The sequence below is a fragment of the Chryseobacterium sp. ERMR1:04 genome (genome assembly GCF_001297705.1).
GTDB lineage: Bacteria > Bacteroidota > Bacteroidia > Flavobacteriales > Weeksellaceae > Chryseobacterium.
Map to the genome: position 1 here is coordinate 357,955 of NZ_LIRF01000007.1, position 13,155 is coordinate 371,109.

7 protein-coding genes are annotated in these 13,155 nt (G+C 33.6%); 6 read left to right on the top strand and 1 reads right to left on the bottom strand.

Going from position 1 to position 13,155, the window contains the following annotated elements; all coding sequences use genetic code 11:
- Nucleotides 1-22 precede the first annotated feature (22 nt).
- The gene (locus AMQ68_RS16385) at nt 23-1,630 is read left to right on the top strand and encodes a CTP synthase (protein ID WP_054511688.1); all 1,608 of its coding nucleotides are present in this window, start codon (nt 23-25) and stop codon (nt 1,628-1,630) included.
- A 412-nt stretch (nt 1,631-2,042) separates the two neighbouring features.
- On the top strand, nt 2,043-3,842 hold the full coding sequence (yidC, locus tag AMQ68_RS16390; protein ID WP_054511689.1) for a membrane protein insertase YidC: 1,800 nt from the start codon (nt 2,043-2,045) through the stop codon (nt 3,840-3,842).
- 438 nt (nt 3,843-4,280) lie between these two features.
- Here yidC and AMQ68_RS16395 read toward each other — a convergent pair whose 3' ends face one another.
- Complete coding sequence (locus tag AMQ68_RS16395) at nt 4,281-4,865, bottom strand: ribonuclease HII (protein ID WP_054511690.1); 585 nt, start codon at nt 4,863-4,865, stop codon at nt 4,281-4,283.
- A gap of 475 nt (nt 4,866-5,340) precedes the next feature.
- Between AMQ68_RS16395 and AMQ68_RS25675 the strand changes: the two genes are divergently transcribed.
- From AMQ68_RS25675 to AMQ68_RS16410, 4 genes are all read left to right on the top strand, one after another.
- A complete protein-coding gene (locus AMQ68_RS25675; RefSeq protein ID WP_241775158.1) occupies nt 5,341-6,921 on the top strand; it encodes a TonB-dependent receptor plug domain-containing protein in 1,581 nt (526 codons plus the stop codon).
- A 119-nt stretch (nt 6,922-7,040) separates the two neighbouring features.
- The gene (locus AMQ68_RS25680) at nt 7,041-8,435 is read left to right on the top strand and encodes a TonB-dependent receptor (RefSeq protein WP_241775168.1); all 1,395 of its coding nucleotides are present in this window, start codon (nt 7,041-7,043) and stop codon (nt 8,433-8,435) included.
- 11 nt (nt 8,436-8,446) lie between these two features.
- Complete coding sequence (locus AMQ68_RS16405) at nt 8,447-9,874, top strand: SusD/RagB family nutrient-binding outer membrane lipoprotein (RefSeq protein ID WP_054511691.1); 1,428 nt, start codon at nt 8,447-8,449, stop codon at nt 9,872-9,874.
- Between the two features lie 281 nt (nt 9,875-10,155).
- Nucleotides 10,156-13,155 (top strand): SusC/RagA family TonB-linked outer membrane protein, encoded by a 3,000-nt coding sequence (locus AMQ68_RS16410; RefSeq protein ID WP_054511692.1) that lies wholly within the window; start codon nt 10,156-10,158, stop codon nt 13,153-13,155.

The following is a 13,155-nucleotide window of genomic DNA, read 5'->3' on the forward strand; positions in this document are numbered from 1 at the left end:
AACTTTGCACAAACCTAATCTAATGAGTAAAAAGAATACAAAGTACATCTTTGTGACAGGAGGTGTAACTTCATCTTTGGGAAAGGGAATCGTTTCTGCTTCTCTGGGACTTCTACTAAAATCACGCGGCTTTAATGTAACGATCCAAAAACTAGATCCTTATATCAACATCGACCCAGGAACACTGAATCCTTATGAGCATGGAGAATGCTATGTAACCGAAGATGGTGCGGAGACGGATCTGGATTTAGGTCACTATGAGCGTTATTTGGACGCTCCTACTTCTCAAAATAACAACGTTACGACAGGAAAAATTTACCAAACTGTAATTGATAAAGAAAGAAAAGGAGATTTCCTTGGAAAAACAGTGCAGGTAATTCCTCATATCACAAACGAAATTAAGCGTAGAATTAAAATTTTATCTAAGCAGAACTACGATATCATCATTACGGAGATCGGAGGAACGGTTGGAGATATTGAATCTTTACCATACATTGAAACTGTTCGTCAGTTGAAGTGGGAATTGGGAGAGAAGAATTCTATGGTGATTCACTTAACTTTATTGCCATATTTGGCTTCAAGTGGAGAATTAAAAACAAAACCATCTCAGCATTCTGTACGTCAATTGATGGAAAGCGGAATTATGGCAGATGTTTTAGTGTGTAGAACCGAACATACTATTCCAAAAGAGCAGAGAGCAAAATTGGCTCAGTTCTGTAATGTTTCTTTAGATAATGTGATTGAATGTAAAGATTTGGAAACGATCTATGAAGTTCCAATGTACCTTCAGAAACAAAATTTTGATGATGTAGTTTTAAAAGAATTAGATCTTAAAAATGATAAAGAAGCTGATCTTAAAGATTGGAAAACTTTCTTAAAGAAATTCAAAAACCCTAAAAGAACAGTAGAAATTGCCTTAGTAGGAAAATATATTTCTCTACAGGATTCTTATATTTCTATTGCTGAAGCTTTCAAACATGCAGGAGCAAGTCTTGAAACTGAAGTAAAAGTAAGATGGGTATACAGTGGAGATATTACTGCTGAAAATATTAAAGAAACTTTACAAGGTGTTGATGGAATTCTTGTTGCCCCAGGTTTTGGTGACAGAGGAATTGAAGGTAAAGTTCTTACAGCTCAGTATGCAAGAGAAAATAAAGTTCCAATGTTGGGAATTTGTTTAGGAATGCAGATCATGACGATTGAATTTGCAAGAAATGTTCTTGGACATGCGAAAGCAAACTCAATGGAATTTGATACATCTACCCCAGATCCTGTAATTTCAATCATGGAAGAGCAGAAAAATGTAGTAGATAAAGGAGGTACAATGCGTCTTGGTGCTTGGAAATGTTCATTGAAAAATGCTTCTAAGTTATATGATATTTATGGAGCTAAAAATATTTCTGAAAGACACCGTCACCGTTATGAATTCAACAGTGATTATCTTCAGGAATTCGAAAAGAATGGTTTCTTAGCTACAGGTACAAACCCAGAAACAGGATTGGTAGAAGCATTAGAAATGCCAGATCACCCGTTCTATGTTGGGGTACAGTATCACCCGGAATACAAGAGTACGGTTGCAACACCGCATCCTTTATTCAAAGCTTTTATTAAGGCTTGCGAACAGAAATAAGGTAATTGTTTAATTACAAACGTCATATATAAACTCAGGTTGATTATTATCAGCTTGAGTTTATTATATAGTAACGGAGTAAAAGATAGAGTTTTGATAAAAAAACAGTATTTTTGTCGACTCGAATTATGTATAGTGTATACACACACTTTACGTATTGGTTTAAAATTTATAACAACAAAAGAAACAAAAGCGTTGGGCTAAGAAACACAAAAGTATTTTAAGTTTAATGTTTTGAAAATAAAAAGTCCATATAAGAGGAAAATCAAAGATTTTCAAAAAACTTAAGTGTTCTTTTATAAGGATTAATGTGATCTTTAAATTAACTTAAGTGTTAAGTGAAACTTTTGTGCCTTTTGTGGTTAAGATTTTATGAAAAGTTTAAATAGGTAAAAAATTTAATTAAAATAAAATGCAACAGAACAACGGACTCGATAAAAGTCAAATGATTAGTTTTGCGGTTTTATGTTTGGTACTCTTCGGTTTTATGTTTTATTTCCAAAACAAACAATCGAAAGAGGAAGAGGTAAAGGCTCAGCAACAAAAAACTGAACAAGTTAAAAATGCTGTAAAACAAACTCAGGCAAGCAATATCAATCCAAATGTAACTCCTAATGCAATTCAGACTGCAAATTTGGCAAACAATGAATTGAAATTGGAATTTTCAAGTTTAGGAGGGCAAGTTTCTAAAGTAGAACTTTTAAAATATAAAGCTTACGATCATAAAAATGACAGAGCTGATCTTCCTCTTTATCTGATTACTAAAAATAACTCAAACTACGGTTTCCAGTTTAAAGATAAAACAGGTAAAGTAATCAATACTAAAGATTTAGTTTTCTCTCCGACAGTGAACGGAAATGCTGTTACATTGACAGCTAACTATAACGGTGCTGTTATTCAGTTTATTTATACCTTATTAGATAAATACACGGTAGATTTCAAAGTAAGATCTCAAGGTCTTGCTAAAGTTACTTCTGATACTAAAGCAGATTTCATCTGGGATTACAGTGTAAGAAACTTAGAAAAAGGTAGAGCTCAGGAACAGTCTCACTCAGAATTCTCATATGCTTTCAATAATTATAAAGATTATGATTATGACGGAAGAACAACAATGGAGGAGGAAAAAGAAACCCTTAACTGGATTGGTGTAAAACAACAGTTCTTCTCTTCAGTAATTGAAGCTAAAAACGGATTTACACACAGTAAAGGAAATCAGGAATCAATTGAAGAGGGAGAATATTTGAAAAAACTGAACTATGAAGGTTTTGTTCAAATGACTGGAAGCGAATTGAATCAAGACTTTACTTGGTATTTCTTACCTTTAGATTTACCGTTGTTAAAATCATACGATAAAAACTTTGACGAGATCTTACCATTAGGATGGTCATTAATAGGCTGGATGAATCGTGGATTCTTCATGCCAATGTATAATCTAATTGCCTCTTGGGGAATTGCAGCAGGTTGGGTCATTTTCTTCATGACTATTATCGTTAAGTTAATTCTATCCCCAATCATGTATAAGCAGCATAAGCTGAGTGCGATGATGAAAGTGATTCGCCCTGAGATTGATGAAGCGAATGCGAAATTCAAGGATGCAGATCCTATGAAAAAGCAACAGGCTACGATGGAAATTTATCGAAAAGCTGGAGTGAATCAGATGGCTGGATGTTTACCTGCATTGGTGCAGATTCCGATTTTCTACGCCCTATTCCGTTTCTTCCCGAACTTTATTGATTTGAGAGGACAAGGATTCTGGTTTGCAAAAGATTTAACGGCTTATGATGATTTAATTAAATTGCCATTTAAAATTCCTTTCTTAGGAGATCATTTAAGTGTATTTGCTTTAGCGTGTACAGTGGTAATTTTAATCTATACCGTAATGACTTCAGGAAATATGCAACAGCCACAACAAGAAGGTATGCCTAATATGAAAGTGTTAATGTATATTTTCCCTGTTACGTTCTTGTTCTTCTTGAATACTTCGGCGTCTGGTCTTTCTTGGTATTATTTTATATCGAATGCGATCAACATCTTAATTATTTTAGTCATTAAGTATGTAATCTTGGATGAAAAGAAAATTCATGCACAGATTCAGGCTAATAAGGAAAAACCAAAAACAGAAGGTAAGTTCCAAAAGAAAATGAGAGAAATGATGGATAAAGCTCAGCAACAACAAAGTGTAGCAGAGCAGCAGAAAAATAAAAAGAAATAATAACAACAATTTATTATAACAAAAAGAGAAGCAATTATTGCTTCTCTTTTTTCTTGGAATGAAAACTTTTAATTACAAGGTTTTGGAGGGGGTTGATTCATGTCTGGACATGGCGTACCACAAGCACAAATTCGTCCACCCATAATTTGCTTTAACTGATTTCTGTTAATTAACTTAACATTTGTAAATTTTGCGATGTTTTTCATATTTTTATTTTTTGGAAGGTTAAGATTGTTTTTTTAGATTTCGTTGGAAATTCAAAAAATATAGAATCTTTATAATTCAAATATAAATAAAAATATCTATTTCAAGTATTTTGTTAATGTTTATTGTGAAATATTTAAAATTTACAATAAAATAACATGTTTTATATAGCTTGATGGGTGTTTTTGTAGGAAAGGTTAATTTGAAGGTTTCCGTCTCTTATACGGTTATTCTTTAATCGTATTTAAGTCTAAAAGATTGTCTGTGATGCTTTGTGGGACCATGTTTTATCAGGGCTTCCTGATGTTTCTTAGTAGCATAGCCAAAGTTGGTATTCCATCCATATTCAGGATACTCTTCATGCAGTTCAATCATCAATCGATCCCTATAATTCTTTGCTAAAATAGACGCTGCTGCAATAGACAATATTTTTGAATCTCCTTTTATGATACATTGATGAGGAATGTAATTGTAGGGATGAAATTTGTTTCCATCTACTAAAATAAGCTCAGGCCTTATCGTTAACTGATCCAATGCTCTGTGCATTGCATGAATACTAGCATTCAGTATATTATGTTGATCTATGAACTCTGGTGATAATTCTGCAATAGCGTAATTTTTTACATTGTCTTTAATATAGCTGTCAAGCTCCATTCTGGTTTTGAAATTTAACTTTTTAGAGTCATTTACTAAATTTTGCTTAAAATTATCATCCAAAATGACAGCCGCTGCTACTACTGGTCCACATAAACAACCTCTTCCTACTTCATCGCACCCTGCTTCTATATAAGAGTTTGACCAGCTTTTTAATAAATCCATGAAAATAATACATTAAATATTGAGGTATAAAATTAAATAAAAAAAGCTTTACGGGATTTATATATAAGCAGATTTGATTTAAAGCTAAGTTTAATTTTTAAACGCTTCTCTCTATTCGGAGGTTTTTATTTGATGGTTTTTGTAGATATAAAATGTATGCGTGTCATTCATTATTTTTAGAAATATATTTTAGAATTGCTTTTTAATTATATTAATGTGTTGATTTTGAAGTTTTAATGAGCTTTTTAGAATTTATATGTATAGATAATATCAATAATAATTATTGTTATTATATTTCAAACAAAAGTGACTTTTGAGTATTCTATTTTTGTTAAAATTCATTTTTTTAACAAAAATTAATATTTTTAATCATGTTTTTATTGATAATATTTGAATAGTTAATATTTTTTTAACATTTTTCTTTGTGTTGTTAATAAAGTTTTACAAATTTGTAGGGTACAAAAAATAATTTGATATGAAGAAATTAACAGCAAGTGTACTTATCTTAGTATTATCTTCATCTCTAGCTGTAGCTAATGCTCAGCAAAAGAAGAAAGATACTATAAGAACACAAGAAATTGAGGGTGTTGTGGTGACCGCTCTTGGTATTAAAAGGGAGAAAAAAGCTCTCGGATATGCATCTCAAGAGATAAAAGGAGATGTACTGAGAGAAGGTGCTAATACCGGAAATTTATCTACTCAAATGGCTGGTAAAGCAGCAGGGGTTCAAGTAGTCAGCAGTTCAAACTTTGGAGGAGCTTCGAGTGTGGTAATTCGAGGGATGAAATCGATAGGAGGTAATAATCAAGCACTTTTTGTTGTAGATGGTGTTCCAATTAGTAATAATAATAGCACTATTTCTTCAAGCTATACGATTTTTGATGGAGGAAATTCAATATCAGATTTAAATCCGAATGATATAGAAAGTATTAATGTATTGAAAGGTGCTGCTGCTTCTGCATTATATGGGGAGAGAGCTTCTTCTGGAGTGGTGGTAATTACAACGAAAAAAGGGAAATCTAGAAAGAATAATGAATGGGGTGTAACACTTTCAACGGAATATCAATACGGAGAAATTGATAAATCAACATTTGCAAAATATCAAAATAAGTATGGAGCAGGATATGGAGGCTCTAGCTTCCTAAGTAGGGATATTGATGGAGATGGAATTAAGGATTTAGTGGTAGGTACAAATAATGATGCATCAGTAGGAACAGCTTTCGATCCTAACCTAATGGTCTATCAATGGTATTCTTTATATCCAAATTTACCAGGATATCATCAGGCAACTCCTTGGGTGGCAGCAAAACATACACCTGTTGATTTTTTTCAGGCTGCCCAGACTACTTCCAATTCTGTTACTATAGAAAAAGGGAATGAAAATTCAAGTGTTTTAATTAATTATAATAACTTCTTAACTACTGGGGTTCTTCCTAATTCTGATCAGAAGAAAAATACTATTTCCGCAAAGTTTGATTATAAAGTAACAGATAAACTTACTGCTACAGTTTATTCTTCACTAACTATGCAGAATACGGTAGGTAGGAATGCTACAGGATATAATGATAATATTATTGGAGGTTTTAGACAGTGGTGGCAAACGAATGTAGATATGTATCAGTTAAGAGATGCATATTTCAATACAGGTGGTCAAAATATTTCATGGAACCCTTATGGCTACAGCGATCCGGATAATTTCTTGGCGCCAGCATTTTGGAATAACCCTTACTTTGATAGATATCAAAACTACCAGAGTGACAGGCGAACTCGTTTTTTTGGATACGGAATGTTGAATTATAAGCTCTCAAATTCTGTTAGTGTAACAGGAAGAGTTTCATCAGATTTCTCCAATCAGAAAACAGAGGTTAGAAAGGCTGTTGGAAGTCATCCAGAATCATTTGGAATCGTTCCAGGATTACCTACAGCATTAAATCCACAGCCTAATGCTTCATCAGGGTATTATTTAAGTAATCTGTATAGCAATGAACTCAACTTTGATTTATTTGCTAATTACAATAAGAAATTTGATAATGAAATCAGTTTAGGGGGGTATTAGGAACTTCAGTAAGAAGAAATACTCTAGAGACTACAGATGCTTCTACTCAACCAGATGGGACAGGAGCAGGATTAATTGTTCCAGGGCTGTATGCTATAAGAAATTCTGCGGGGCAGGTTATCCCTACTCAAGAATATACAGGTAGTCTTACATTACCTAGAGCTTATGGTCAGGTATCGTTAGGGTACAAGGATACTTATTTCTTAGAAGGTACAGCAAGTGTTGATAAATCTTCAAACCTACCAAGTGGTAATAATGTTTATTTTTACCCATCTGTTTCAGGTTCAGTGGTATTATCTAACCTTGTTAAGCAAGATTGGCTTTCTTTCTTGAAAGTAAGAGGAAACTGGGCTCAGGTTGGTAAGACTACGGATAACTTCAGATTATTAGATACTTATAATATTAGAGGCCTTTATGGTACAACGCCCATTGTAGATCCTAATAGTTTTAAAAATAATCCAGGTTTAAAACCAGAAAGATCAACGGAAGTAGAAGTGGGTATGGAGGCCAGATTCTTAAACAATAGGGTAGGTTTTGATGTTAGTTTATATAAAACAAATTCCAAAGATCAGATTTTATTGGTTCCGGTATCAGGATCTTCAGGTTATACTACCAAATGGTATAATGCAGGAGAACTAGAAAACAAAGGAATAGAAGTACAGCTTAACTTGGTGCCGCTTAAAAGTTCAACCTTCAAATGGGATATGAACTGGAACTGGGCGATTAATAAAAATAAAGTATTAAGCCTTAATGAGGGAATGAAAAATCTTCAGTTAGGAAGAGGAGTTAATGATGTAACATTTAATGCACCTGTTGGAGAAGCCTATGGACAGATTTGGGGGACAGATTTTATTTATTCTCCTGATGGGCAGAAAGTAATTGATCCGGATACAGGTAATTATATGATGACAGCATCTAAAACCAATGTTATTGGGAATATTATGCCTCAATATACATGGAGTGTTAGAAATAGCTTTTCCTACAAGGCATTTACCTTTACGTTCCTGATTGATGGACAACAGGGAGGGAGTGTATTCTCGGCAGATATGTTGTATGGAACAGATACCGGAATCTATCCTGAAACATTGGCGATTAGAGAGCCAGGGGTAGTGCTGCCAGGTGTGGTAATGCACAATGGGCAATATATTCAAAATAATGTCCCATTGTCTGCAGATAATCTTCCATCAGAAACAGGTTCTATATTAGCTTCAGGAAATTATCCTGCGAAACAATTTGTATATGATGCATCATTTATAAAATTAAGGGAAGCTGCTATATATTTTGATATTCCAAAAAGTTTATTTGCCAATACATTTATTACTGGGATGAAGTTTGGAATATTTGGTAGAAACTTATGGATTATTCATAAGAACCTACCTTATGCAGATCCTGAAGCAGGATATACAGGAGGATCAGCTGTAGGGGTACAGGGTGCTAACTTATCCAGAGGATATTCTATAGGGGCAATGCCGACTACTAGAACCTATGGAGCTAATTTTACCATTAATTTTTAAAAGAAGTCAACATGAAAAAAATAGTATTTAGTCTTTTTATTGCCAGTATGGCTTTAACTTCATGCGGAAGAGACATAACATCATTAAATAGTGATGAAAAAAATCCAGAGAATGTAAATCCAGATTTCTTATTTGCTTCTTCAGAATTGGGATTGGTAACCCAAATGACAACTCCAAGTGTAAATCTTAATATTTTTAGATTTTTCACACAACAATGGACAGAAACTCAATATATCGATGAATCTGTTTATAATCTTCCAAAACGAAGAGTTCCTGACAATCATTGGAATATTTTATATGCTCAGTTGCTAAAGTTAGAACTGGTAAGAACTGCTACCAATTCTATTGCAGATTCTTCTGTTAAAGCAAGTAAAATAGCAACAATTGAAGCATTGGAGATTTATATTTATAGTGTTTTATTAGATACATATGGGGATATTCCTTATTCTCAGGCAGTACAGGTGGACAAGTATCCTAACCCAATCTATGACGATTCAAAAACAATCTATATAGACTTAATCAAAAGAAGTGATGCTGCTCTTGCTTTATTAAGTGGTAATACATCATCAGGTTTTGGATCTGCTGACGCCATTTTTGGTGGAGATCTCAATAAAGTTAAGCTATTTTTAAACAGTACTAAACTGAGAATGGGATTAAACTTAGCTGATGTAGATAATGCGTTGGCGAAGACTACCGTAGAAAGTGCAGCGAGCAGTGGTGTTATACTTACCAACTCTCAGAATTTAGGACTTCGATTTACTGCGACAGGCCAGTTTACAAGTCCTCTTTTTATAGAAATGGTATCAAGTGGGAGAAATGATTTTGTACCTGCCAATACATTGGTTGATATTATGAACCCTAAGTCTGATCCTAGACGTGCAAGTTATTTTACAACAGCACCTTCTGGACTATATGTTGGGGGATTATATGGGAAACAAAATGTATATGCAAACTTTTCTCACGTAAATAGCAATATTGTCAAACCGGATAACTATGCCTACTTATTTGATGCCTCTGAAGTTAATTTTATGTTGGCTGAAGCATCTGAAAGAAGTTTCAATGTTGGAGGTACTGCAGCTGTTTATTTTCAGAATGCTATCAAGGCGTCCATGGATTTTTGGGGAGTGGCGCCTGCTGATCGTGATGCTTATATTTTAGCGAATAATTATGCAACACTACCGGGAACTTGGAAGCAAAAAATAGGAACAGAGGCATGGATTGCTACATATAATAGAGGTTTCGAAGCATGGGAGTTCTCCAGAAGATTAGATTTCAAAGTATTTGAAAAGCCAGGATCTAGGGAGGTTCCTACAAGAATTTATTATCCAATCAATGAAGGAAGTGTAAATGGGGCAAATCGATCAAATGCAGCTATAAAACAATGGGGTTCAGTTGATGGAGATGTACAAGCATCTAAGATATTCTGGGATATCAATTAATATCAAACAAATTTTAATATTTTAACATTCATACTAAAACCACCTTCGGGTGGTTTTTTTTATTTTCTTAAATTCAATATTTTAGGATGAATAGAATACATTATATTTACTTTTTCCCATGAATCCACTATTATTTTTTACATTAAAATAGAGTTAATTAACGTTTTTTATTAATTTTTAAGGGTTTAAAATGAGTGATTAGTTAATATGTGTTAATTTTTGTGCGTTATTTTTTGTGTTTTTTAGTAAGGTTTTACAACTTTGCTTCTTAGCACAAAAAAATGAAAAAAATAACAACTGGTGTTCTCATCTTGGTATTATCATCGTCTTTTGCAATTGTCAATGCTCAGGAAAAAAAGAAAGATACAATTAAGACAAAAGAAATTGAAGGGGTCGTAGTTACTGCATTGGGTATTAAAAGAGAGAAAAAATCTTTAGGATATGCTTCTCAGGAAATAAAAGCAAGTGCTCTTTCCGAGGGTACAACTAATACAGGTAACATTGCAGCGCAATTATCAGGTAAAGTAGCAGGTCTTAATGTTACCACAAGTAATAACTTTGGAGGATCTTCCAATCTGCTAATTAGAGGGGTGAAATCATTAGGAGGAGGTAATCCACTTATTGTTATTGATGGATCACCTGTAAACAATACCTATACTCAGGAAAAAAATATAGATTATGGAAATGCCTTATCTGATATTAATCAGGAAGACATAGAATCTGTTAATGTATTAAAAGGAGCAGCAGCGTCTGCATTGTATGGGGAAAGAGGTTTAAATGGTGTTATTGTTATTACAACCAAAAATGGTAAAGGTAAAGATGATGGCTCATGGGGAGTTACTTTATCTTCTTCGGTACAAGTAGGTTTTATAGATAAATCTACCTTTCCCGAATATCAAACAAGATATGGAGCGGGCAATTCTCAGAAGTTTGGATCAACAGGAGCAAATGGAATTTATAATGCAAACTTTTCTAACGATGCTTCTTGGGGACCTAAATTTGATCCTAACTTACTCGTATATCAATGGGATGCCTATGATCCAACCTCTCCAAATTACCAAAAAGCAACACCTTGGGTAGCTGCTAAAAACGGGCCCATTACTTTTTTTAATAATCCTACGACCTATACGAATAGTGTCACTTTAGAAAAAGGACAAAAAGGTAAAAATATTAGTTTTACCTATGATAATATGATGTCAGATGGTTTAATGCCTAATTCTCATATTAATAAAAATAACTTTTCACTCAAAGTAAATTACGATCTGACACCTAAATTACATACTTCTTTTTATTCTACAATGACATTACAGGATACCAAAGGGCGTAGTATAACAGGCTACTCAGGTAATCAAATAGGAGCGTTTAGACAATGGTGGCAAACCAATGTAGATTTAAAAGAACAGGAAAGAGCATATTTTGCTAATAGTAATCCTGATGTTGCGAGTGCTGCCAATAATTATGGGAATGTTTCATGGAATAGAAAATCTGCGACTAACGGAGAGGGAGCATACTGGAATAATCCTTATTTCCAAGCGTATCAAAATTATACAACAGATAAACGATTTAGAAATTTTACGTATGCGCAAGTTACTTATGATTTGCTAGATAATATTTCGGTAACAGGTAAGGTTTCCTATGATAGATCAAATTTGTTTGCCGAAGAAAGGCTTGCAGCAGGGTCTGTGAATCAGGGTTTTGGAAGGTCAGGAAATAAAGTGTCCTCCGGATATGCCAGACGAGATATAACGAGAACGGAAACGAACTATGATTTAATGGCTAATTATAAATTTGATATTACGGATAATATTAATGTCTCTGGAGTTGTAGGGGGGAATATAAGAAGAAACTATCTTAATTCTGTGTATGCTTCTACGGAAGGCGGATTGGTCGTGCCGGGAATATATGCTTTATCTAATTCTTTGAAATCGCCATTAGCACCAGACGAAGATGAATCGATAATACAAACTAATTCAGGATATGTAACTGCTTCATTTGATTTCTATAAGATGTTCTATTTAGATGGAACTTGGAGGGTGGATCAAAGTTCTACTCTACCTGCTGCAAACAATGTTTACAATTATCCTTCAATTACGGGATCTTTAATTCTTTCTGAGATTTTAAAAACTAAAAATTGGATGAATTTTTGGAAGCTAAGAGCAAATTATGCAGAAGTGGGAGGTACAGCAGATCCATATCAATTAGCTAATATTTATAGATCAGCAGGAGTATTGTCTGGAACAGGAATTTATGATCCTATTTTAATCGAAGCAGATCCAAATTTAAAACCTCAACGCTCTAAAGAGTTTGAAGTAGGCACAGAAATACACTTTTTGAAAGATAGAATCACATTAGATTTTGCTTATTATAAGACTAAAACCATTAATCAGATCATAAAACTTCCCGTTTCTTCTGGGGTAGGATATACCAATAAAGTAATTAATGCCGGTAGAATAGATAATACAGGCTATGAAGTTCAGCTAGGTTTAGTTCCTGTAAAGTCTAAAGATTTTTCTTGGAATATCAATGTAAACTGGTCTAAAAATACAAACAAAGTTATTGCGCTTTATCCAGGAATTACCAATCTTTTATTAAATAGTTTTCAAGGAGGAGTTTCTTTAAATGCTAGAGTAGGAGAAGCTTGGGGTACTTTAATTGGATCCGATTATACCTATTTGAATGGACAAAGAGTTATTGATCCCAATACAGGTAAATACTTGCAAAATAGTAATCAAATTATTGGTAATACTACTCCGGATTGGATTGGCGGAATAAGAAATAGTATTAATTATAAAGGATTTTCATTAAGCTTCCTAATAGATATTCGTAAGGGTGGAGATGTATTTTCTACTGATATGTATTATGGTATGGCTACAGGTCTTTATAAAGAAACAGCAATAGGAGATTATAGAGATAAACCTGTTATTATTCCAGGGGTATTACCAAACGGAACACCTAATAATATTCCATTATCACAAATTGAAAAAGGAAATAATTATGGATATCAAACTCAGCCTTCTAGTGAGTTCGTTTACGACGGTTCTTTTGTTAAGTTAAGAGAAGCGAGCATAGGATATACTTTACCAAAATCAGTATTGAATGGAACTAAAATACATGACGTAAAGTTTTCTATTGTGGCCAGAAATTTATGGATAATTCATAAAAACCTTCCTTATGCAGATCCGGAGGCAATGGTCGGCGGAGGTATCAATTCATATGGATGGTCTATCGGTTCAATGCCTACAACAAGGGATATCGGAGCAAATGTAACATTTAAATTTTAA